General features: G+C 60.7%; 19 protein-coding genes. 10 read left to right on the top strand and 9 right to left on the bottom strand.

Going from position 1 to position 23,330, the window contains the following annotated elements:
• Nucleotides 1-63: 63 nt before the first annotated feature.
• Complete coding sequence (locus IC235_RS14560; RefSeq protein ID WP_191005923.1) at nt 64-2,544, bottom strand: nucleoside/nucleotide kinase family protein; 2,481 nt, start codon at nt 2,542-2,544, stop codon at nt 64-66.
• 518 nt (nt 2,545-3,062) lie between these two features.
• Here IC235_RS14560 and IC235_RS14555 point away from each other — a divergent pair.
• The 3 genes from IC235_RS14555 (at nt 3,063) to IC235_RS14545 (ending at nt 4,155) form a co-directional block, all read left to right on the top strand.
• Nucleotides 3,063-3,221 carry a hypothetical protein gene (locus tag IC235_RS14555; protein ID WP_191005922.1) on the top strand — a complete coding sequence of 53 codons (159 nt, stop codon included), beginning with the start codon at nt 3,063-3,065 and terminating at the stop codon, nt 3,219-3,221.
• 74 nt (nt 3,222-3,295) lie between these two features.
• Nucleotides 3,296-3,718: an Hpt domain-containing protein gene (locus IC235_RS14550; protein ID WP_191005921.1), complete on the top strand. Its 423-nt coding sequence runs from the start codon at nt 3,296-3,298 to the stop codon at nt 3,716-3,718.
• Between the two features lie 185 nt (nt 3,719-3,903).
• Nucleotides 3,904-4,155: a hypothetical protein gene (locus IC235_RS14545; protein WP_191005920.1), complete on the top strand. Its 252-nt coding sequence runs from the start codon at nt 3,904-3,906 to the stop codon at nt 4,153-4,155.
• A 13-nt stretch (nt 4,156-4,168) separates the two neighbouring features.
• Here IC235_RS14545 and IC235_RS14540 read toward each other — a convergent pair whose 3' ends face one another.
• The 5 genes from IC235_RS14540 to proS form a co-directional block, all read right to left on the bottom strand.
• Nucleotides 4,169-4,822, bottom strand: coding sequence for an NADPH-dependent F420 reductase (locus tag IC235_RS14540; protein ID WP_191005919.1), 654 nt, complete (start codon nt 4,820-4,822; stop codon nt 4,169-4,171).
• Between the two features lie 100 nt (nt 4,823-4,922).
• Nucleotides 4,923-5,873 (bottom strand): helix-turn-helix domain-containing protein, encoded by a 951-nt coding sequence (locus IC235_RS14535; RefSeq protein ID WP_191005918.1) that lies wholly within the window; start codon nt 5,871-5,873, stop codon nt 4,923-4,925.
• A 277-nt stretch (nt 5,874-6,150) separates the two neighbouring features.
• Nucleotides 6,151-7,152 (bottom strand): flotillin-like protein FloA, encoded by a 1,002-nt coding sequence (gene floA / locus IC235_RS14530; RefSeq protein ID WP_191005917.1) that lies wholly within the window; start codon nt 7,150-7,152, stop codon nt 6,151-6,153.
• Nucleotides 7,153-7,196: 44 nt separating this feature from the next.
• A complete protein-coding gene (locus tag IC235_RS14525) occupies nt 7,197-7,655 on the bottom strand; it encodes an NfeD family protein (RefSeq protein WP_191005916.1) in 459 nt (152 codons plus the stop codon).
• Between the two features lie 101 nt (nt 7,656-7,756).
• Entirely contained in the window at nt 7,757-9,232 is a 1,476-nt protein-coding gene (proS, locus tag IC235_RS14520) for a proline--tRNA ligase (protein ID WP_191005915.1), read from the bottom strand.
• A gap of 225 nt (nt 9,233-9,457) precedes the next feature.
• Here proS and IC235_RS22655 point away from each other — a divergent pair, with 225 nt between their 5' ends.
• Both IC235_RS22655 and IC235_RS14510 read left to right on the top strand, forming a co-directional pair.
• Nucleotides 9,458-10,804, top strand: a complete 1,347-nt coding sequence (locus IC235_RS22655) for a hypothetical protein (protein WP_191005914.1) — start codon at nt 9,458-9,460, stop codon at nt 10,802-10,804.
• An 85-nt stretch (nt 10,805-10,889) separates the two neighbouring features.
• Nucleotides 10,890-12,464: an OmpP1/FadL family transporter gene (locus IC235_RS14510; protein WP_191005913.1), complete on the top strand. Its 1,575-nt coding sequence runs from the start codon at nt 10,890-10,892 to the stop codon at nt 12,462-12,464.
• 100 nt (nt 12,465-12,564) lie between these two features.
• Here IC235_RS14510 and IC235_RS14505 read toward each other — a convergent pair whose 3' ends face one another.
• Nucleotides 12,565-13,542, bottom strand: coding sequence for a hypothetical protein (locus tag IC235_RS14505; RefSeq protein WP_191005912.1), 978 nt, complete (start codon nt 13,540-13,542; stop codon nt 12,565-12,567).
• 123 nt (nt 13,543-13,665) lie between these two features.
• On the opposite strand from IC235_RS14505, the gene IC235_RS14500 reads away from it, so the two are divergent.
• Complete coding sequence (locus IC235_RS14500) at nt 13,666-15,903, top strand: S9 family peptidase (protein ID WP_191005911.1); 2,238 nt, start codon at nt 13,666-13,668, stop codon at nt 15,901-15,903.
• A 424-nt stretch (nt 15,904-16,327) separates the two neighbouring features.
• On the opposite strand, the gene IC235_RS14495 is transcribed toward IC235_RS14500, so the two are convergent.
• Nucleotides 16,328-18,007 carry a catalase gene (locus IC235_RS14495; protein ID WP_191005910.1) on the bottom strand — a complete coding sequence of 560 codons (1,680 nt, stop codon included), beginning with the start codon at nt 18,005-18,007 and terminating at the stop codon, nt 16,328-16,330.
• A gap of 159 nt (nt 18,008-18,166) precedes the next feature.
• A complete protein-coding gene (gene prmC, locus IC235_RS14490; protein WP_191005909.1) occupies nt 18,167-19,024 on the bottom strand; it encodes a peptide chain release factor N(5)-glutamine methyltransferase in 858 nt (285 codons plus the stop codon).
• A 61-nt stretch (nt 19,025-19,085) separates the two neighbouring features.
• On the opposite strand from prmC, the gene ribD reads away from it, so the two are divergent.
• The 4 genes from ribD to IC235_RS14470 all read left to right on the top strand — a co-directional run bounded on the left by ribD (nt 19,086) and on the right by IC235_RS14470 (nt 23,260).
• Nucleotides 19,086-20,120, top strand: coding sequence for a bifunctional diaminohydroxyphosphoribosylaminopyrimidine deaminase/5-amino-6-(5-phosphoribosylamino)uracil reductase RibD (ribD, locus tag IC235_RS14485; RefSeq protein ID WP_191005908.1), 1,035 nt, complete (start codon nt 19,086-19,088; stop codon nt 20,118-20,120).
• Nucleotides 20,121-20,234: 114 nt separating this feature from the next.
• Nucleotides 20,235-21,113 (top strand): hypothetical protein, encoded by an 879-nt coding sequence (locus IC235_RS14480; RefSeq protein ID WP_191005907.1) that lies wholly within the window; start codon nt 20,235-20,237, stop codon nt 21,111-21,113.
• Between the two features lie 4 nt (nt 21,114-21,117).
• Nucleotides 21,118-22,050, top strand: coding sequence for a hypothetical protein (locus IC235_RS14475; RefSeq protein WP_191005906.1), 933 nt, complete (start codon nt 21,118-21,120; stop codon nt 22,048-22,050).
• Between the two features lie 4 nt (nt 22,051-22,054).
• The gene (locus IC235_RS14470) at nt 22,055-23,260 is read left to right on the top strand and encodes an adenylosuccinate synthetase (protein WP_191005905.1); all 1,206 of its coding nucleotides are present in this window, start codon (nt 22,055-22,057) and stop codon (nt 23,258-23,260) included.
• The last annotated feature ends 70 nt before the right edge of the window (nt 23,261-23,330 follow it).

The raw sequence follows: 23,330 nt of genomic DNA, 5'->3' as shown, positions 1-23,330 counted from the left end.
GGCGCGACCTCGGCCGCTGGCACCGGCCCGTGGTCCGCGCCCTCGGCGACTAGGCCGAATGATTTAAGGGTGGATTTCCTGGCCGATGTATTCACCGATCAGGTCAAGGGTCTGGCCCAGGTCGTGGTTTTCGATGGGCACGTAGCGCGAGCGGCGGTAGCGGGCATCAAGCTGGCCAAACAGCTCCTGGTACTCCTGCGTGAGCTGGCGGATGGTGCTGGCCGAGAGCTCCTGCTTGCGGCGCAGAATCTCTTCCGGGTCGGCGTAGAGGAAGAAGTTGAGCTGCGGCTTGTTCACGAGCGCATAGAGGACCTTGGTGAGACGGGTGGGCAGGCTGATGTTGCTGCGCCGGCCATCGTTGATGAAGTCGAAGTAATACCGGTCGTAGAGCACCACGTGGCCGCGCCGAGTGTACTTCAGCCAGATAACTACCTGGCCCACCACGTAATCGAAGTAGTAGTAGGCGAAGCGGGCCAGCGACGAACTCAGCCCGAAATTCTGCCCCTGCCGGGGCAGGCTCCGGATGCTGCGGGCCTCGGCCCCCTGCTTGCCATACTTCCAGGCGCTGATGATGGGCAGCACCGACGGCCGGTGACGGATGACCACCACGCGCTTGCGCCACTTCTTTTCAAGGCGCTCTTTCACGTGCTCGATGACGGTGGACTTGCCCGCGCCGTCCACCCCGCTGAAGGTGATGACCAGCCCGCCCGGCCGCAGAAACTCGGTGGCCGTACTCAACAGGTAGCGCAGGCCGCGCGGCCAGCGCCGGGCGCGGTGGTTGGCCGGGGCGCGGCGCAGCACGAACTCGAGGTGGGCGGCGCTAGCCTCGTGGTACACGCTGGCTTCGGCAATACTGTGGAAGCTAAGGCCGTAGCTGATTTGCAGGTGGGCCAGCAGCCCGGCCTGCCGCGCCAGCGGAAAGCGCTGAAAATACCGCAGATGCCCCAGTGGCATATCACTGTGGTTGAGCCAGTAAAACAGCCAGGTGTAGGTGAAGTCGTGCCCCAGCGAGGGCACGTACACGCCGGCCTCGTCGCGGTGGGCCTGGCCGCGCACGGCTTGGGCATCGAGCAGGTGCAGGGCCTGGCGGTGCAGCTGGTGCAGCAGGTCCACGGTCAGCAGCGAGCCATCCAGAAACAGGCAGTCTACCGACTGCATATGGGCCGCCGACCGCACCACCGCCGACTGCAGCAGCCCAAACTCCTGCATAAACTGCACGCCGGCCAGCACGTTTTCTTTGGTCAGCAGCAGGTCAAGGTCAGAGGTCGGGGCGGGGTAGTAGGCATTGTCGGCACGGGGCTTGAGCACCACGCCGGGCTCGGCCAGTAGCTGCACGTAGTCGTGCAGGTCGTAGAGGGCCAGCTGGCGGTGCTCCAGCACGGAGGTCAGCTCCAGGGTGAGCAGGGCGTTCCAGCCGTTCAGCAGCCAGGTTACCTGCGGGTGCCAAGGGGTTTGCGCGTGGTAGAGCAGGGCCCCGGTAGCCACCTGGTGCAGCAGGTAGAGCTGCCAGGCCAGGCCCAGCTCCTCGGCCGGCACGGCCGGGAAGTGCTCGGTGGCGACGGCTAGGGCCTGCGTGCGGATGGCTCGCGCCGGCCGACGCGAGCCGAGCAGGGCCTGCTGCACTTCAAAATGAAACAGGTCATAGAGCAGCGACGCGCCGGGCAGGGCCAGCTCCAGGTCGTAGATGGCCAGCTTCTCGGGCCCGAGCCAGCAGTTCCAGGGCGTGAAGTCGCCGTGCGCGAAGGCGAAGGACAACTCCCGGCTGGCATCGATGCTGAGGCGCAGGTGGCGCAGCTTAGCGCGCAGCCCAAACGGCACACGCGACCCATCGAGGTCTTGCAGGGCAGCCACCTGTGCCTCAATGCTGTGCCAGCAGATGCTGGCCTCAATGGGCTGGCGCACGCTGGTGGCAGCCAGCAGCTCTGTGAGGAAATAGGCGTGGGCAGAGTCGAAGCTGGCGGCGCGGTGGGCGCCGGGCCGCTTCACGCTGGTTTGGAGGAGGAAGTCGGGGCCGGCGCCCAACACCTGCGGCACCTCGAAGGCAGCATGCTCCTGTTGGCCCAGGGCGCGCAGGTGGGCAGTTTCGGCCTGTACTTTCTGGACGGCTATGGGGCCCAGCGGCAGCTTGGCAAACACCCGCTGGTCGCTGGTATCGTCGTAGCAGCACACGGCCTTGCGGTTGGGGCCCGGCGTGCCGGTGAACAGGGCGAAGTCGGCCGTGGGCCAGGCCTGCTCGCCGCTGGCCACGTAGCGGCCCGGCAGTTGCCGGAAAAACAGCCCCTGCAACCGGCACCAGAACACCAGCCGTACCAGCGCACTAAACAGCCGCGCCTTGGGCGACGTGGCGCTGTAGAACTCCAGAAACAGCGGCTGGCGCAGCGTAGCAGGCCATACCCAGCGCAGGCTGCCATCGGGGTTGCGCACGCCGCGCAGCGGCACGCCGGCCGCGCCAGCAGCGGCGGGCTCATAGCCGAGCAGGCGCAGCAGTGCCGGCAAATTGGCTGGATCAATAGTGGGGGCAGGTGCAGAGGCCGAATTTTCCATGCCAGGGCCGTTTGCTAAGCGGATGCCAAGCCTAAAACATTCTATTAACCCATTGTTTTTCAGCAATAAAAGATATAGGGGTTTTACTCCGTAATCCAGCCGCTGGAAACCTCCTCCAGCATCTGGATTACGGGCCGGGCAGTGGCTCTGCTAAGGTTAATTGCAGTCTGGTGCAGTTGGCCAATGCAGTATTTCCGCTCAGCCTTCCGGGCACTTGGAGCCGGGCTAAGGCCCGAACGCATACCCACCGGGGCTCGGTTAGCGTCCGGTTTGGGCGGCCGCAACCCGGCCCACATCACCCGCTGTCCGCAGAGCCAGCACTATTATATAAGGCAACCGCGCAAGACGGTGGCGGCCAGGAGCAGCATTCCGGGTCGTAGTGGCGGCTGGCCTGCTCCAGATGCTGGATGCAAAATCCAGCGGCTGGATTTATAGCGACCTTATATCCAAATAAATATCTTATAATCAGCTACTTGAAGTCAGTTTATTTTTGGCCCTGGTTTGGCCTAAGGTCCCGCATGAACACTGCTTCTGCCTCCGCCTTCATGACGTCGCCGATGGCCCTTTGTATGGCCCAGCCGCTGGGCCGGATCGTCTCTGCCCATTCGCTCATTCGGCGGCCCCGCTCGGGCCTTCCGCGCCGCATCCGGCCAGCCCGGCAGAGCACTGGCTATTAGCCTCACCCGCAGCAGCCCCGCCTATACCCCACTTTAAGCTTGGTTTACTTCATCCCAATTAACATTATATTATTATGAATCCCCAATTCTTTATCCGACCCAGTTCAATGCACATTGGCCAGCTGATTACGGCCACGATGGGCCCGCCGGCGCCGGTACACTATGATTTTTCGGGCCTCGGGAAGCTGGCCCACGATGCCGGTTTCGTGCGTGAGATTCAGCATATGTTTATCGACCGGGTACCCGGGCAGCTGGTGCAGCTGGAAACGGCCATCGAAGCCGGGGACTGGACCAGCATTGCCCACCAGGCACACAGCCTGAAGGCCACCTTCGGCAACCTGTGCATTGAGCCGGGCCTGGGCCTCCTGAAGGAGATGGAAGTTATTGCCTATCAGCACCGCGACAAGCTGGAGCTACGGGCCATTTTGCTGGGGGTAGCTGAGGCAGCTGAGGCCGTGCTGGGCATTTTCCGGCAGGAACTGGGCCGCGCTGCCTAAGAAGCTATTTGCGCACCTAAAAATGGTCCTGCTCTATCTGGCGTCCGCTGGTCGAAGCCTCTCTGCCGCTTCGTTTGGGCTATCTCAACGAAGCGGCAGAGAGGCTTCGGCTGCGCTCAGCAGGACGTTCAAAAGTGATTTTTCACTAACTCAAACAGCTTCTAAAATGAAAACGGCCTGGCTTCATGCTTCTCTGCCCGCAGCGCTGGGACCTAGACTTGAGCACCAGCGCCCGCAACCTGGCCCGCGAGTTGGCTAAGCAGCACCGTGTGCTCTACGTGAACCTGCCGCTGGATGTAGGCACGCTGCTAAGCGGTCTGGGCCGCGGCGGTGCGCCAGCGCCTGCGGGCTGTGTAGAGCCACAGGAGCTGGCCAAAGACAAATCCTCCGAACAAAAGCAGGACCTGTTCCTTGTGCCCTTTACCGTGGGCCGGTGAAGATGATCAACGTTTACCGTGCGATTTTGAAGTTGAAGGCACCCACGCCGGTGGATTGCCACACGCGCAGCCACAAAGGCAGCAGCATCTCGGTACCACGGGCCGTACTGATATCCCCCAAATCAAGGATGTGAGCGTCTTGCCAACCGAACTGACGCAACAAGGTCTTGGTCTGCTCTTTGGCTTCGGCATCGTTGCCACTCACAAATACTTCGTGGTCACCACCAGCCACTAGGTTAGGGTTGACCATCAGGCCGCACCACATCGTGTTTAGCGACTTTACAATGCGCGCTTCCGGATAACGCCGTTGCAACTGCTCCCCCAGGGAATCGGTATTGCTGATGGCCAAGGTAGGAAGGCCGTTGCTGCTGAACTCAAGTGGGTTGGAAACGTCAATCACGGTTTTGCCAGCCACGGCCTCGGCGCCAGCCGCTCCTAGCACGTCCAGGCTGGATTCGCCTTTGGTGGCCAGGAAAATAACCTCGCCGAATACTATGGCGTCGGCGAACGTACCGGTTGAGGCTCCCGAGCCAGCTTTGGCTATCCACGCTTGAGCTTTCTCATTATCGGCTGAGCGAGAGCCCATTCGTACCTGATGGCCGAGCTCAACCAAACGGGAGGCAATGGCTTCACCTACCATACCGGTGCCTAATACTGCAATGTTCATAAGGTTTTGTTTGAAGTTTTGTTGGGAATTGATGACAAGGCAAAGGTCCCCCCGCCCAGCCGGCGCGGGGTAGCCCATTTAGCGGCATTGTTTGTCTATTTCAACGATCCTCAGCTGGCAGGGCCCCACTACGCCGAAATTCGCCTGGGGTGAGGCCCGTTTGCTTCTTGAAAAACTTGGCGAAATGAGCTGGGCCTGAGAAATTGAGCTGGTAGGCAATTTCGGTAAGGTCGGCTGGGGTATGGCGAATGAGGGTGCGGGCCTCCAGCAGCAGCTTGTCCGTGATGTGACGGTAGGCGGTGCGGCCGGTCATACGCTTCACCATTTCGTTGAGGTGGTTCGGCGTCACGGCCAACAGATCGGCATATTCCTCTACAGTCCGCTTTTCCAGAAAATGGTTGGCCAAAGCCTGCACAAAACGCTGCGTGAGCCGGGCCGCCGCCGACTGCTGATGGTTGCCCTCCTCGAACTCATCGTACACTCCCCGGCAGCGGTAGAGCAGAGCCAGCAGCTTGGCGTAACAAATAGAGGCCGCGTAGTAGCGTCCGGCATCGGGTAGCTCGGCGGCTTGCTGCTCGGCCAGCATATCCTCAAAATCAGCTTGCAGGCGGGCAAACTGCGCCTTCTTCAGCCGAAATAAGTTGGTATGTAGTAAGTCGAAGAACGGAAACTCGGTGGTCAGCGCCGCCCGAAAAAACGAAAAGCACTCCGCTCGAAAATACAGCAGGTAGCCCCGTAGGCCCGGCTCGCGCTGCCACGAAAGCACGTGCCCCGGCGACTGAAACACGAGGTAGCGCGTCAGGTCGGTAAACGGCTGCCCGTCGAGGGTAAAAACGGACTGGTTACCAGGGTTTTCAGCCAGGGCCACCAAAAAAAAGTCTTTGCGGAAGGGCGGCATTACGGCCCGCACGTGCGGGTAGGTATCTTCTAGCCGCACGGCATAAAAGTTAGGGTCCTGAGTGCGCCCAGCAAATCCCGCCGCCGCCAGAAAATCGTTGATAGCGCGATAATGAGGCAGGGCAAACTGCTGGAGCAGACGAGGGTCGAACATGGGGCAGAAACAGAGAATGAGAACGAATTCGCCTGAAAAATAACCGCCCTGTTTACCTAGCCGTTACGGTTGAGAAAACAGGGCTGGGGAGATTCGGCGCGGATAACAAGCTAGTGGTATGCAGCAGCCAGCCCGTTGGTTTGCGCTCAATGGCAAAGAAATTCTGCACAACCAGTCCTAACCACTGCCGGCCGAGACCATACAGATAGTTAAACTGGCTGCTTTATGGTCCTGGAAGCCTGTAATCACCTTAAACGATTACCTCCCTTTCACCTAATCAGCTCAATCTCGTCTCCTCCCGTCCCGGCTTAATGCTGCCGCCGCTCCCGCCAGGATTGGCAATGGAGTCGCGCATTTCGGTGTCGGCTTGGATGTTACGCATTTTGTAGTAGTCCATCACCCCCAGGTTGCCGCTGCGGAAGGCCTCGGCAATGGCTTTGGGAATCTCGGCTTCGGCATCCACTACGCGGGCCTTGGCTTCCTGGGTTTTAGCGCGGTTCTCTTGCTCCATGGCCACTGCCATGGCGCGGCGCTCTTCGGCTCGGGCCTCGGCTACGCGCAAGTCGGCGCTGGCTTGGTCGGTTTGAAGCTTGGCCCCGATGTTTTCGCCGATGTCCACGTCAGCAATGTCAATGGATAGAATTTCGAAGGCAGTGCCCGCATCTAAGCCTTTGGATAGCACCAGCTTGGAAATCGTGTCGGGATTCTCCAGCACTTCCTTGTGCGACTTCGACGAGCCAATGCTCGTCACGATGCCCTCCCCTACCCGCGCCAGAATGGTTTCTTCGCCCGCGCCCCCCACCAGCTGGGCGATGTTGGCCCGCACCGTTACGCGGGCGATAACGATGAGCTGAATGCCATCCTGCGACACCGCAGCCACGTTGGGCGTGTTGATTACCTTAGGATTTACGCTGGTAGTTACGGCCTCAAACACGTTCCGCCCGGCCAGATCGATGGCCGTCGCCTGTTTGAACGAAAGCAGGATGTTGGCTTTGTCGGCCGAAATAAGAGCCTTGATGACGCTGGGCACATTCCCGCCGGCCAGGAAGTGCGTTTCCAGGTCGTTCGCCGTCAACTGCAGGCCAGCCTTGGTGGAGGTAATCAAGGAGTTAACGATGAGCGAGGGCGGTACTTTCCGTACCCGCATAAAGGCCAGTTGAAACAAGCTGACCCGAACCCCCGAGAAAATAGCAGTCACCCACAGGCTAATGGGGAAGAAATACAGAAAGACGAGCAGCACTAGGGCCGCCACTATCAAGGGCGAGAAGGGGAAATTCATGGCGTAAGGTAGTACCGAGTTCTAGTTTCAACTTACTAAGAGTGCTACACCACGGCTACCAGAATTCGGTTGTGCTCGATGCCGAGCACCCGCACCGCGCTGCCCGCGGGCACGAATTCGCCCCGCGTCACCACTTCCCGACGCTCAGTGCCAAACAACGCCGTGCCGGCCGGCCGCAGGGCCGATAGCGTCTGGCCTACGGTGCCGGGCACTACGTCGGGCCGCCGCACGTCTTGCACGGAGGCGTCGTTGGTGGTGGTAAGAGCCACCCGGGCCAGATTTTTAGGCCGTAGCCCAACGTACACGATCAGCCCGGCCAGCAGCGTCACCCCCACCAGCGCGTAATGACCCAGGGGAGTACCCAGGTCGCGGTAGCCCAGCCAGACGCCCACCACCAGCAGCGCAAAACCTACTACGCCCACTACGGTGGTGCCGGGAATGAAAACAACTTCCACCGCGACGAACAGCAGGCCGAACAGCAACAGCAAAGCAATAGTGAGCATGAGCCAAGGTAATGAGGTGAGATGATGACGAATACACAGCACGTCCGGCGCTCGGCAGAACGTGCTGTGTCAACAGCACATTCTTTTACGACCGCAGAAAATTAATAGGCCCGGGCAAAATAGGCCCGGCAGGTGCTGGGGCGGCCCGTTACCATGCAAATACCTTCTTCGTCGGGCTCATTCAGGGCCAGGCACCGCACGGTGGCTTTGGTTTCGGCCTTGATGCGTTCCTCCGTTTCGGAAGTGCCGTCGTAGTGGGCCAGCACGAAGCCCGCTTCGTTGTCCAGCACTCGCTTAAAGTCGTCGTAGCTGTCGACCCGGGTAGTGTGGGTGTCGCGGAATTTCTTGGCTTTCGCGTAGATATTCGCTTGAATATCGGTCAGCAGCTGGTCGATACTGGCTACGATATCGGCCAAGGGCAAGCTCATTTTTTCCTTGGTGTCACGGCGGGCAACTTCTACGGTCCCGCCGTCGAGGTCACGGGCGCCGATAGCCAGGCGCACGGGCACGCCCTTCATCTCCCACTCGGCGAACTTGAAGCCGGGGCGCTCCGTGTCGCGGCTGTCCACCTTCACGGCAATGCCCCGGGCAATGAGGCCCTGCTGAATGGGCCGGATGCGCTCGAGCAGCGCGTCCAGCTCTCCGGTTTTGTAAATTGGCACAATAACCACCTGAATCGGGGCCAGCTTGGGCGGCAACACCAGCCCGTCGTCGTCGGAGTGGGCCATTACGAGGGCGCCCATCAGGCGGGTGCTTACGCCCCAGCTGGTGCCCCACACGTGTTCCAGGCCACCTTCCTTGTTGGCAAAGGTGACGTCGAAGGCTTTGGCGAAGTTCTGGCCCAGGAAGTGGCTGGTGCCGGCTTGCAGCGCCTTACCATCCTGCATCAGGGCCTCGATGCAATAGGTGTCTTCGGCCCCGGCAAACCGCTCGTTGGGGGTTTTTACCCCCTTCACCACGGGCAGGGCCATGTGGTCCTCGGCAAACTCGGCGTACACGTCAAGCATCTGGCGCGTTTCGGCCAGGGCTTCTTCGGCGGTGGCGTGGGCGGTATGGCCCTCCTGCCACAGAAACTCGGCCGTGCGCAGAAACAAGCGGGTGCGCATTTCCCAGCGCACCACGTTGGCCCACTGGTTGATGAGCAAGGGCAAGTCGCGGTAGCTCTGCACCCAGTTTTTGTAGGTGCTCCAAATAATGGCCTCGGAAGTGGGGCGCACTACCAGCTCTTCTTCCAGCTTAGCGTCGGGGTCAACGCGCAATTTGCCGGCGTGGTCGGGGTCGGTTTGCAGGCGGTAGTGCGTTACCACGGCGCATTCCTTGGCGAAGCCTTCGGCGTTTTTCTCCTCGGCTTCAAACAGGCTCTTCGGAATGAAGATAGGGAAATAGGCGTTTTCATGGCCGGTGCGCTTGAACATGTCGTCCAGCTGACGCTGCATTTTTTCCCAAATGGCGTAGCCGTAGGGCTTGATAACCATGCAGCCGCGTACGGCCGAGTTCTCGGCGAGGCCGGCGCGCTTTACTAATTCATTGTACCAAAGCGAATAATCTTCTTGGCGAGTTGGCAACTTTTTGCTCATAGGAGGCATCTTAGAAGTATGTTGAAAAAGGCTCCAATCTCTGGTACAAGATTTGACTAGGGTAAGGGGCACCGTTTCGGGGTCAAATTACGTTACTAAAGCGCGGACCTTAGTATGGTGTATATTTAGTCTACTGGCAACCTTCCAGGGGCAGTTGCTTCATTATAGCTTCACTATTTGCGCCCTCTTTTTACGATCAGCCCTCCCATCCTCAATCTTTCAGCCATGAGATATTTCCTCCCTGCTCTTCTGCCTGCCTTGGCCTTGCTCGCGCTGGGTGGCTGTGCGGGCACCTCCACCCTTACTTCGTCGGAAGACGATGGGGTTTACTATTCTTCTAAAGACCGCACCACCGCGGTGGTGAGCCCAGCGCCCGACCCGGCCAGCACCGACGAAGCAGCTAACCCCGACTACAACGGCAATACGGCCAACTCCCCGGCTCGTCAGGGGCGCGGCTCGACCCAGTATTACGATAACACCTACACTTACATGCGGGGCGTGCCGGGCTACGGGCTGAGCTACTACACCCCGTATAGCCCCTACACTTCCCTCAGCTATGGCTGGGGGTCAGGGTTCTACGGCGTATCGCCGTTCTATGGGGGGTTTTACGACCCCTTCTACAGCTCTTTTTATAGCCCCTGGGGCTATGGCTACGGCTCGGGCCTTAGCATCAGCTTTGGTTTTGGCATTGGACGTCCCTGGGGGTACGGCTACGGTTTCGGCCGGCCTTATGGCTTTGGGTACGGGTACGGCGGGGGTTTTTATGACCCCTATTATTTCAACAGCCCTTTCTACGGCGGATATTACGGCCGGGGCGGTTTCTACGGCAACTCGTATTACGGTAGCACCTACCGCTCCAACTGGAACTACGGCGACAACGGTAACGGACGCTACCGCACTTCCGGCCACCGCTCCGACCGGGCCTCGGATGGCCGGTATTTGTCGGGGGGCACGAGCACCCCAACGGGCTCAGGTACGGGTTCAGGCGGCATTTCCGGCGGCCGGGGGCGGACCAACGGCCTTATGGCTCCTTCCACGCCCATGACCGAAATGACTTCGGTTACCAAGGAATCGCAGTTGCGGCAGCGGTCCGAAACGGCTATTTCCGCCTCGCCAGCAGAGACGCTGCCAGCTACTGTCGAAGGCTACAACCAACCCCACCGCCGGTTACGCTCCGAGCAACCCACCTATCGGGATATGCCTCAGCTTCAGGAAGACCAGCAGCCTGCCTCTACGTGGAAGCCCCAGGGAGGACGTCGTCGGGATGAAATCATACAACAGGCTGATGTTGATCGGGCACCAAGCAACCCTGGTGGCCAAACTGCTGATCAGCCATCTCGCCAGCGCTCCTACGACCAGCCTCGGCGCCAGCGCTCGTTTGATCAGTCCTATGATCAACTTCCGCAGCAGCAGTCGTACGAGCAACCGCGGCAGCGGTCTTATGAGCAACCGCGGCAACCGTCGTACGAGCAGCCGCAGCGCTCCTACAGCCAGCCGTCTTACTCTGCTCCTGCTCCCTCCTATAACGGCGGTGGTGGCGGCGGGGGCCACAGCCGGGGCCGATCTAATTAGGCTAAGTATCACCGGTTAATATTCCCTGCAAACCTGTTTCCCTAGTGAGCCGGCCCGACGGCTGGCTCCTTTTCTTCTAAGCTCTATGAAAAAACGGATAATTTGGCTTAGCCTGGCCCTCGCTGCAGGACCGGCCGGCCACGCCTTTGCCCAAGGCGCCAGCGATGCGCTGCAATATTCGCGCCTCCAGTTTGGGGGCCCTGCCCGCACGATGGGCATTGGCGGAGCCAATGTGGCGCTGGGGGCCGACTTCGGCAACCTGACCAGCAACCCGGCCGGCTTGGGCTTATTTCAGAAGTCGGAAGCCCATCTCACCCCGGGTATTGGCCTGGGGCAGAGCGATGCCCGCATTGAGGGCAACCCCGCGGGCTTACAAAACGAGTCCAAGAACAGCTTCCACATTGGTAGCGCGGGCCTGGTGCTGACCAATCGCCTCGCTGATAACGACCAGAGCAGCAATTGGCGCGGCGGATCTTTCGCACTGGGCTTCACGCGGCTGACGGATTTCAATACTGCCTCTCGCTACCAGGGCACGGTGAACAATAACCAGTCGTTTCTGGCGCGCTTGCAGCCCGCGGCGGATGCCGCCCGCGGCACCGCGGCCTTTGCCGATCTGGACGATCAGGCGGATAATAGCAAATACCGAACTGATCTGGGTTTGGCCTATGGTGCTTATTTAGCCAACATCATCAGAGCCCGTACGGGCGCCCAGGGCGACTCGGCCGTGATTCTGCGTAAGCAGGGCAACACACTCACTCAAAGCGAGTTGATTGTCAACTCGGGTTCGGTTTCGCAATTCGACCTGGGGTACGGCGCCAACTATCGCGACCGGCTGTACATCGGTGGGGCCGTTGGCATTGTCAGCTCTACCTATCGGCAGGTGCGCACCCTGACCGAAGCCGACAACGACCCGAATACTCACTTCAACAGCCTGACTAGCCGCTCGGAGTTGAAGACCTCCGGAACTGGCATTAATGCCCGGCTGGGCCTGATTTATCGGGCCAACGACGCTGTCCGCCTGGGTGCTTCGGTACAGACGCCTACTTTCATGCGAATGACTGATACGTCAACCGAAAGCCTGAAAGCCAACTTTAGTGCACAAGGCACCGATAACGTTCCTTCGGGCCTGCCCGTGGGTGATACGCCTCCGGTAATGTTTCCGACCAATGACTATGCCTACACCCTTATCACGCCCTTCCGGGCCAATGGCGGCGTGGCCATCACCCTGGGCAAGTACGGCTTCGTGACCAGTGACGTAGAGTACGTAGGCTACGGCCAGGCCCGGCTGCGCAACAATTCCGAAGATGCCAACGGCGATGACTACTCGTTCAGCGCTGAGAACGAGGACATTCGGAACCGGTATAAAAGCACGGTCAACGTACGCGTCGGGGCGGAGGGCCGCTTCGATATCTTCCGGGTACGACTCGGCTACGCGCACTACGGTGACCCGTACAAGGCGGCCACCAGCACGGGGCGGGCTCAGAGTTTTTACACCGGGGGCTTAGGTTTGCGGCAGGGCAACTTCTTCATCGACGCCGCCGCGGTTTATACTGATTATAACCAGTTGTACACCCCCTACTCGGTGGGTGGCCTGGAGCCTTTAGTCAAGGTTAATAATACCCGCTATACCACTACCATCACCGCGGGGGTGACATTCTAAATTCTTGCGCGCCAGATCGCGAATCCGTCCGTAAAAAAGGCTGCCCCGTGCTAAGGGCAGCCTTTTTTAGGTTTTAACCCGGCGTAAAGAAGCAAGAAGCTTATTTCTGAACCTTGACTCGGCACGTCAGCACCGGTGAGGTACCCAGCACCGCATCGGACACCAGCAGCAAGCCGGCTTTTCCTTCAGTGGTCTTAAAGGCGACCACTTGATTTTTATTCAGAGCCCCGGTGGTGAGGCTATCAAGAGAGTTGGCGAAAAGCTGCCCCCCATTGAATGCACTGCTAAAATCGTTAACTGTTAACGCCTTGTCGAAGTCATCAGCGCTAACACTCGTACGACGGAGGCGGGTAACGCGTGGATTGGGCCACTGCTCGGTCCGCGGCCTAATATGAGCTGGTGCTTCCAAGGTTAGGCCGTTACTACCTACCATGCACACCAAGTCGACAAGCCGCTGGTTGGGCCACAAGTCAGCTTGGAATTGCTTACTCAACACGGAATACTTGGGCAACAACAAGCCAGTGCCTAAGCTCAAAAACACCCGGGATGCCGTGCCCGAATTTGCGGTGGCGCGGGGCCGCAGCGACAAGCTGTAGCTGTGAAATACGGCCGCAGAGTCAGCCTTACGCACCGTGAGCCGGTAGGCCCGGGTGGCGCTTCCCCCGGCATTATCAGATACGGTGTACTGCCAAAGCTCGGTGCCGGAAGTAGCCCGCGCGGAAAACCGGTTGATAAACAGGTGCTCACCGCCCCGGGGAGGATTGCTGCTCGCGTCCAGCAGGGGGGTTATAAGGGAATCGAGGTAGACGATGGTTTGCGGGCCGGGCGCCGCGTTGGGGTCAAAGCTCGAAATTGGCACGGGGTAGAGAATGGGGTTGAGGCCCGGCTCGTACGTAACCGTGATGCGCAGGCGAGTAAGCTGGTTATCGTTGCCCCTCGCGTAGGCCCTGGTCGTGAGCGTATCGTTAGACCCCACCGTCGCGTTGCCGGAAGTGAGCCCGGCGGCACCAACGAAATCGAGTTGAACGGGAGCCGCAGTTTTGGAGCAAGCGCCCAGCAGGCCGGACAGCAGAAGCAAGAATAGAGGGTAAAAACGCATAATGCAAAGGTAGCGGAGCCAGCGGCCTGCCAGGGTGCTGCTAGTGGCTATTACCTTTAACGCTCGGTTCTCCCCCTTATTTCGCTCCCGACGTTTTCGTTTATGCGTTTTCGCTTTTTCGCGCTGGCCGCGCTACTGGCCGCTCACGGTCCGGCCCTGGTACCGGGCTTTACCACCACTCCGCTACGGGCCCAGCAGAAGCTGCCCTTGACCTTGGAAGATATCTGGGCCAAGCCCACGTTCCGTTCGGCCAGTGTGCCGGGTTTTAACTGGATGAACGACGGCCGCTACTATTCAGCCCTGGAGGCTGGCAACCTCGTGCAGCACGAGGTAACCACGGGCAAAGCCGTGCAAACGCTGGTGGCCGCTTCGGCCTTGCAGGTGCCCGGCGGCAGGTCATTGGATGTGGACGGCTATTCCTTCAACGCCAACGAGCAGAAGGTGCTGTTCACTACCGCTACCGAGCCCATTTACCGGCGCAGTGCCCGCGCCAGCTACTACGTGTTCGACCGTAGCAGCCAAAAACTGACGCAACTGAGTGCGGGGGGTAAGCAGGGGTACGCCACGTTCTCGCCCGACGGACAGCGAGTGGCGTTCACCCGCGACAACAACGTGTTTGTGACCGACCTGGCTACGATGAAGGAAACGGCCGTAACCACCGACGGTGTGCCCAACAAGCTCATTAACGGCTCGGCCGACTGGGTGTACGAGGAGGAGTTCGGCTTTGCCCAGGGCTTTTTCTGGTCGCCCGATAGCAAGCGGCTCGCTTATTACACTTTCGACGAGAGCCAGGTGCCGGAGTACGACATGCAGCAGTGGGGCGAGCTTTACCCCAAGGAGTACCGCTTTAAATACCCCAAAGCGGGCGAAAAAAATTCGGTCGTCAGCGTATCAACCTACGAGGTGGCCACGGCCCGCACCGTGAAAATGGAGGTGGGCCCCGAGCCCGACCAGTACATCCCCCGGGTGATGTGGACGCAGCAGCCGAACATCCTCAGCATTCAGCGCCTGAACCGCTTGCAGAACAAGCTCGAAATTCTGCACGCCGATGCCGCTACCGGCAAAACCCAGGTGGTAGTGACCGACACCAACCCGGCTTACGTCGAAATAAACGACGACTTGCAGTACTTGGCTGGGGGCAAGCAATTTATTTTCACGAGCGAAAAGGACGGCTACCAGCATCTTTATCTGCACGAGATGAATGGGAAGCTGGTGCGTCAGGTTACGAAAGGCAACTGGGAAATCAGCGCTATCAACGGCTTCGACCCCAAGAGCGGCTACGTGTACTACACCAGTACCGAGGGCTCGCCCCTGCAGCGCCACTTGTACCGCATCAACCTGCAGGGAACCGACAAAAAGTGCATCAGCGAGGCCGGCAACGGTACCGACGTGGTGAACATGAGCCCGGACACCAAATACTTCCTCAATGTTCATTCTTCGGCGGGGGTACCGGCCGTAACCAGCCTGCGCGAAGGCTCCACGGGCAAGCTGGTGAAAACGCTGGAAGACAACGCCAAGCTGCGCCAAACGCTGGCGCAGTACAACCTGGGTAAGCTGGAGTTCTTCACCTTCAAAACCTCGGAAGGCGTGGAGCTGAACGCCTGGATGATTAAACCCAGCAACTTCGACCCGGCCAAAAAGTACCCGGTGCTAATGCACGTGTACGGAGGACCGAGCTTCGGCACTACCAGCACCCAAACTGTACTTGACAATGCGGGCGGGGGTACGGCTCTGACCAACTACCTCTGGCACCAGCTGCTGGCCGAAAAAGGGTACCTCGTAGTGTCGGTGGAAAACCGGGGCACTTCGGGCCGGGGCTCGGCTTTCCGCAAGGCCACGTACGCCAACCTGGGCAAGCTCGAAACCATCGACCAGGGCGAGGGCGCCAAGTACCTGGCGACGCTGCCTTACGTCGACAAATCCCGCATCGGCATCTGGGGCTGGAGCTACGGCGGCTACATGACTTCGCTGGCCATGACCAAAAATGCCGACCTTTTTAAAATGGGCATTGCCGTGGCTCCCGTCACCAATTGGCGCTACTACGACACCGTGTACACCGAGCGCTACCTCAAAACGCCCCAGCAAAACCCGGCCGGCTACGACGAGAACTCGCCCGTGCAGTTCGCCCGGAATCTGAAAGGCAAGCTGTTGCTGGTGCACGGCACGGGCGACGACAACGTGCACTTCCAGAACTCCATCGCTTTCGTCAACGCGCTCATCAATGCCAACAAGGACTTCCAGACACTGTACTACCCCAACCGCAATCATGCCATTGCGGGTGGCAATACCCGCCTGCACTTGTACCGGCAAATGACGAATTTCGTGCTGGAGAACTTGTAGGTTGAAACCTCACGTGCCCCCTACGGGGTGGCCCCCCTCTCCACGGGAGAGGGGGTACCGGTTCGGCTCAACTGGCATCCGATATCTTGAGAAAACAAAAAAGCCCGCCAAACAGCGGGCTTTTTTGTTTTCTGATGGATACATACTATAGCGTTATTGAACTCCGTGTACCGGGCGCAGGCGGGAAAACCTCACGGGACCCCTACGGGGCAAATCCCTCTCCACAGGAGAGGGGAGCCTGACATCGTGTACACTGACTAGAAAACGACTCTAAGTAGTCAACCAGAAGTAATCGTAGTGTTTTAGGGCGTCATGCTGAACTGGTCGAAGCAGGGCGTTCTTTTTCGTACGCTTACTTATGCTCATGGGCTTAAGGGCATAACCGGTGCCCCCTCTCCCACGGAGAGGGGGTCAGGGGGTGAGGTTAGTATGGCTTGGCGGCGTGCGCCATTTCCTCGGCTTGCTGCACGGCCTCGGGCTCTTTCCCGGCGGCGGAAGTGCGACGGCGGCCCATGTAGCGGCTGGTGGCCGCGCTGGGGTTCTTGGCGGCGTTTTCGAGGCTTTCGCGTACGCGGCGGCCGTATTCGGCGTCACACTTCGTGAATAGCTCCACCATGCGGTTCTGAATTTCCGGGGTGGCGGCGCTCAAGGCGTCGGTCAGGTTGTTGATCAGGTCATCCTTCTCCCGGTCTTCATGCAGATTCCAGCGCTCGCCGGCCTGCTTGAAGTCGATGTCGCCCCGGCGGTCGATTTTCTGACGGACCAGCGGCGCGTTGTACATCGGCTCGTGGTCTTTGCCCGCGCGGGGGCTCTCGGCGAGGCCGTTGAGCGAGCTGGGCTCGTAGTTCACGTGCGGGTTTTGGTTGGGGGCCGTGTCGACGTGGTAGGTCATCTGCCCATCGCGCTGGTTGGTGGCCACGTGCTTTTTGGGCGCGTTGATGGGCAACTGCAAGTAGTTGGTGCCCACGCGGTAGCGCTGGGTATCGGAATACGAGAAGGTGCGGCCTTGCAGCATCTTGTCGTCCGAGAAATCGAGGCCGTCGACCAGCACCCCGGTGCCGAAGGCTACCTGCTCTACTTCGGCGAAGTAGTTGTCGGGGTTGCGGTCCAGGGTCATCATGCCCACGGGCAGGTGGGGGAACTGGTCTTCGGGCCAGAGCTTGGTGTCGTCGAGCGGGTCGAAGTCTAGCTCGGGGTGTTCGCCATCTTCCATGATCTGTACGCACAACTCCCATTTGGGGAAGTTGCCGGCTTCAATGGCTTCGAAGAGGTCCTCGGTGGCGTGGTTGAAGTTCTTGGCTTGAATCTGCTCGGCTTCGGGTTGGGTCAGGTTTTTGACGCCTTGCAGAGGTTCCCAATGGTATTTCACCAGTACGCCCACTCCCTCTTTGTTCACCCATTTATAGGTGTTTACGCCGGCACCCTGCATCTGGCGGTAATTGGCCGGAATGCCCCAGGGCGAGAACAGGAAGGTGAGCATGTGCAACGACTCGGGCGTGTTGCTCATGAAGTCGAAGATGCGGCCACCGTCCTGACGGTTGGTTACCGGGTCGGGCTTGAGCGCGTGCACCATGTCCGGAAACTTGAGGGCGTCGCGAATGAAGAACACCTTCAGGTTGTTGCCCACCAGGTCCCAGTTGCCATCTTCGGTGTAGAACTTCACCGCGAAGCCCCGGGGGTCGCGCAGGGTTTCGGGCGAGTGGCCGCCGTGAATCACGCTTGAGAAGCGGACGAACACCGGCGTTTGCTTACCCGCTTGGTTGAACAGCTTGGCGCGGGTGTACTTCTCAATGGGCTCGTCGCCCACCTTGCCATAGGCTTCGAACACGCCGTGGGCCCCTGCCCCGCGGGCGTGCACCACGCGCTCCGGAATCCGCTCCCGGTCGAAGTGGCTGATTTTTTCGAGCAGTTGATAATTCTCGAGCGTCACGGGGCCGCGGTTGCCCACGGTGCGCGAGTTCTGGTTGTCGTAAACGGGGTGGCCCTGGCGAGTGGTCAGCGTTTGGGCTTGCTCGCCGGCGGCCAGGCGACCGTCCTGGGCGCTGCCGCTGCCGGTCACGGCCGTGCCGTTTTCACCGGGCGTGGAATTTGGCTCTTGACTCATGAGATAGATTGAAGCTGAAAAGATGGAAAAAGGTAGAAGGTATGGGTGCTGGGCGAATAACCCCGAATCGGGGGGCTTGTTTGAATTTCTTACTACTCGAAACGGGGCCCAGCCGGTGCAAAGATGGGCTCCGACTTCGCTGCTGGTACACCAGCGTCGCTATTGGCGGCGGCCACAGACCACGCGCGCTTTGCCAAACAGGTCGGGCAACACGCGCACGGCGTCGAACCCGTGCCCTTCGAATAACGCCGCCGTCTCGGCCCCAAGCGCCTCATTGATTTCCAAATATACCACTCCTCCAGGGCAAAGCAACTCCTGGCCAACCTCGCGCAGCCGGCGATAAAACAGCAAGGGGTCCTCATCCGGCACGAACAAGGCGGTAGCGGGCTCCCAGGCCAGCACGTTGTCGCGCATCAGGGGCCGCTCGCTTTCGCGGACGTAAGGCGGGTTGCTCACCAGCACGTCGAGGGTACCCGCCGCAAGGCCGGCGGGCAACTCTTGCAAAATATCGACTTGCTGGAAGCTCACGGCCGGGGCGTAGCGGGCCGCGTTGCGACGAGCCACGACCAGGGCCTCTGCCGAGATGTCGATGCCTACCACCGTGGCGGTGGGCAGGGCGCGGGCTAGCGCCAGGGCCAAGCAGCCCGACCCCGTGCCGACATCGAGCACCCGCAGGCCGGCCCGGCCGCGCTGTTCCTGCGTAATGACTTGCACCAGTTCTTCGGTTTCGGGCCGGGGAATGAGGGTAGCCGGGGTCACTTCCAAAGCCATGCCATCGAAATCGGCCGTGCCCAACACGTACTGCACCGGCTCGTGAGCCAGCAGCCGGGCCCGCACGGCCGGCAGCTCCGCCAGAGCGGCAGCCGGCACCGTTGCCTGGGCATTTAGTACGCGCTGGAGGGCATCCTGGTGCAGCAAGTGCTCGGCCACCAGCGCGGCAATAGCCTGGGCTTCGCGCGCCGGGTAGAGGGGTTGGAGCTCCGAAGTCAGGGAGGCCGTGAATTCGCGGACAGTCATGGCCGTAAAGGTAGGTTCAAGGCCTGGGTACTGGGTACGGCCCGGGCGCTACCTTCGCCGCATGAAAACCGCAGAGGCCACTTTCATGCGGCGCGCCCTCGACCTGGCGCACCTCGGCACGGGCTACGCACGCCCTAACCCATTGGTAGGCTGCGTGGTTACGCACGAAGGGCGCATTATTGGCGAGGGGTGGCACCAGCAGTACGGCGGCCCGCACGCCGAAGTAAACGCCCTGGCGGCCGTAGCCGACCAGTCGCTGTTGCCTACCAGCCGCGCGTACGTGACCCTGGAGCCCTGCGCCCACCACGGCAAAACGCCGCCTTGCGCCGACTTGCTCATTGCCAGGGGCGTGCCCGAAGTCGTGATTTGTAACGACGACCCCTTTCCGTTGGTGGCCGGCCGCGGCATCGAGAAGCTGCGGGCGGCGGGGGTGCGCGTAACAACCGGCCTGCTGGCCGCCGAAGGCCGCTGGCTCAACCGCCGCTTCTTCACCTTTCACGAAAAAAAGAGGCCCTACCTGGTGCTGAAGTGGGCGGAAACCGCCGACGGCTTCTTGGCCGGGCGCTATTTTCAGCCGGTGCGAATCAGCAGCCCCCAGGCCGGCTTACTCACCCACCAGTGGCGCGCCGAGGAGCAGGCCATTTTAGTGGGCACGCGCACGGCGCTGCACGACAACCCCCGCCTGAACGTGCGCGACTGGCCCGGCCCCCAGCCCACCCGGCTCGTCATCGACAAAAACCTGAGCCTCCCCCCTACCCACTACTTGCTCGACGGCTCGCAGCCCACGCTGATCTACACGTACCGGCAGCCCTACCACGCCGCCAACCTCGACCTGGTGCCGGTATCCGAAGCCGACGACCTCATCCCCCAGGTGCTGGCCGACCTGTACCAACGCCAGGTCCAGTCGGTGTTGGTTGAAGGCGGGCCCACGGTACTGAACGCGCTGCTGAACGCCGGCTTGTGGGACGAGATCCGGGTATTCCGCGCGCCCCTGAAGCTGGGGCAGGGCATTGCCGCGCCGCGCCTGGGGTTGAGTGGCCTGCGCAGTCGCACCAACGTTGGTCCCGATGAGCTGTTTTGGTATGTAAATGAGTAACTTGCCGGCTCGCGGCAGAGGTATTGAATGGGATGGTGATGCACTTTTTCAAGAACATCCTTGTAACTTGCCGGTCTGCGGCGGAGTTACCTCTCTTTCCCTTCTCGTTTGTGTATGGATGCCCAGGCGCTGCTCTCCAAAATCCTTGCCTCCCGCTCTCCCGACGACGTTTTTACCCGCCTCAACTACCGGAAGGAATACCTGGCCTACCTTAAGCTGCTGCACCCCGATGTGTGCCAGCTCCCTCACGCCACCGACGCCGTGGCTCGCCTCAATCAGTATGTGGAGCAGCTGGAAGCCCTGCTTCGCCTGACCGACGATGCCGGCCTGCTACGCGTGTTGCCCGGCAACCAATTGCGCTTCGAGGGCGAGCACACGCTATTGCACCAGTCGCGGGCCAACTATCAGCGCCTGATGGCCCTTCGCGACCCGGCCGCCCAGCATTTTCACCAGTACCTGCCGGCAGCCCTGACGTGGGATGGCCCGGCCCTGCTGGCTACCACGGCCGCCCGGGTGGTGCCGCTGGCCGGGCTGGTGCTCCCGGCCCAACACGTGGCCTGGATACTGAGCCGGATGCTGGAATTCGTGGCCTGGCTGCATCAAGCGGGCTTTTGCCACGCCGGCTTCAACCCGGAGTCGCTGGCGCTGGTGCCCGAAACCCATGGGCTGGTATGTCTGTCGTTTTACCATATGACGTCGCTGAACGGGCCGCTTTCCACCATTTCGGGTAAGTACCGTCTCTGGTACCCCGACGCCACCTTTGCCGCCAAGCGCGGGGCGCCGGGCATCGACCTAGCCTTGGCTCAACGCACGGCAGTCTGCCTGCTTGGCGACGCGTCGGGCAACGGGGTACGGCTGCGTGCGACCGTGGACGAGCGCCTGGTAAACTTCCTGCTTAAGCCGCAGCAAAACGCTTTTGTCGCCTTCACGGAATACCGGAAACTGCTGCGTCAGCTTTATCCGAAACGAGAATTTCACCCTTTAAATATTTAATCTCATGGGCTACACGAAATGGTCGGACGATGCGTACGACTTCCTCAAAGACACCCGCGTCGGCAGCAGCGCCGACGATATTTTCACCAATAACCGCAGTGGCCGCGCCGACGACCAGATGCTGCCCAAGGGGGTGAAATTTCGGGAAAGCCGGGATTCAGACACTCACCCGGAGTCGCTGGCCATTGCCGTGTTTCTGGACGAAACTGGGAGCATGGGCCGCATTCCCGAAATTTTGGTGCGCGAAAAGCTGGGCCCGCTCATGAACACGCTCATCGACCACGGTGTGGCGCACCCCCAAATTCTGTTCGGGGGCCTCGGCGACCATCTCTCCGACCGATTTCCGCTGCAAGTAGGGCAGTTTGAGAGTGGCACGGCCGAGCTGGACCAGTGGCTGACCAGCATCTACCTGGAGGGCAACGGCGGGGGCCAGAACCGCGAATCGTACACGCTGGCCTGGCTGTTTGCCGCCCGGCACACCTCGTGCGACTGTTTCGAAAAGCGCGGCCAGAAAGGTTTCCTGTTCACCATTGGCGACGAAGCGGCCTGGGATGTACTCCAGGCCAATGCCCTCAAGGCCATCATGGGCTACCCCCAAGCTGAGGACCTTACCGACCAGCAGCTGCTCGAAGAAGCGCAGCGTAGCTACCACGTATTCCACATCCACGTGAACGAGGGCAGCTATCGCGACGATCCCCATGTGCTGGGTTACTGGAAGAAGATCCTGGGCGAGCGGCTCATCATTCTCGATGACTACAACGCCATTGCCGAAACCATTGCCACCGCCGTGGCCCTCGTCCACGGAGTTGAGCTGAAGGATATTCTGGCCTCGTTCGACAAGAAAACGGCCGGTACCGTGCAGCACGCGCTGGTGCACGCCTCCCAGGGCCTGGCCACCACTAAAAAGAGCTGGCTAGGCGGCATCTTCAAGCTTTAAGCAGGTGACGAAACGGGCGCACATCGTAATCGGGCTGGGATTCGGCGACGAAGGCAAGGGCCTGACCACCGACTGGCTCTGTGGCCAGGCCCTGGCGCGGGGGGAAACGCCGCTGGTGGTGCGCTTCAACGGCGGCCACCAGGCGGGCCATACCGTGGCTACCGCGGCCGGGCAGCGCCACGTTTTCTCTAATTTCGGCGCCGGCACCTTGCGCGGCGTGCCCACTTATTGGTCGGCTCACTGCACGTTCTCGCCAGGCTCGGTGCTGAAAGAGTACGCCTCGCTGCGAGCAGCCGGAGCCGCCCCGCGCCTACTGGTAGACGCGCTTTGCCCCGTCACCACGCATTATGATGTGCTATACAACCGCGCGCTGGAAACGGCGCGCGGGGCAGCCCGCCATGGCAGCTGCGGCCTGGGCTTCGGAGCTACCGTCGAGCGCCACGAGCACACGCCCCCGCGGCTCTACGCCCAGGACCTGCGCTTTCCGACCGTATATGGCCACAAGCTGGGGCAAATCCGCGCTCATTACCGGGCCCGCATCCGGGCTGAAACCAGCTTCGACTTCGATCAGCTCGACCACAATGCCGAAGACCGGCGCTTCGCGGAGTACGCCCGCGAGCTCAGCCGGCTACACGCGGAAGGGATTATTCAGTTCGTAGCGGAGGCGGCTGTTTTCGGCCCGGGCGCGCCCTGGCAAACCTACGTTTTTGAGGGCGCGCAGGGCATTTTGCTCGATATGGATTTTGGCCTGTTTCCGCACGTTACGCGGAGCCGCACCACTGCTGCCAATGCGCTGGCGCTGCTCCGCCGCAATCATCCCGCCCTGGCCGCGATAGCCGAAATCTACTACGTCACCCGGGCTTATCATACCCGCCACGGCGCCGGGCCCCTGCCCCACGAGGCGCCGCTCTCCCTCATCAACACGGCGCAGGAAACCAACCAGCTGAACGACTACCAGGGCCATTTTCGGGCCGGCCCGCTGTCTACTGAGCTCCTCAATTACGCACTGGCTTGTGATGCCACTTTTTCGCCGGGCTTGCCCAAACATTTGCTGGTGACTTGCCTCGACCAGTTGCCCGATGGGCTCCTCCGCTGCTGGCACGATGGGCAGCTCCAAAAAATAGCGCCTACTGCCCTACCCGAGCTGCTCGAAGCTGATTTCGCCAGTTGCCGGTTTAGCTTTAGTAGTCACGGCTCGGGGCTCGAATAGCGCCGTTTGGCCATTTTTGCAACCGGCGCCAGCCTCCAGGTCTGTTGATTGCCGCCAGCACGGCGGTATA

It is taken from the genome of Hymenobacter montanus (assembly GCF_014699115.1).
Taxonomy (GTDB): domain Bacteria; phylum Bacteroidota; class Bacteroidia; order Cytophagales; family Hymenobacteraceae; genus Hymenobacter; species Hymenobacter montanus.
The sequence above is the reverse complement of the archived record's forward strand: the minus strand, read 5'-3'. Positions and strand labels throughout refer to the sequence as shown.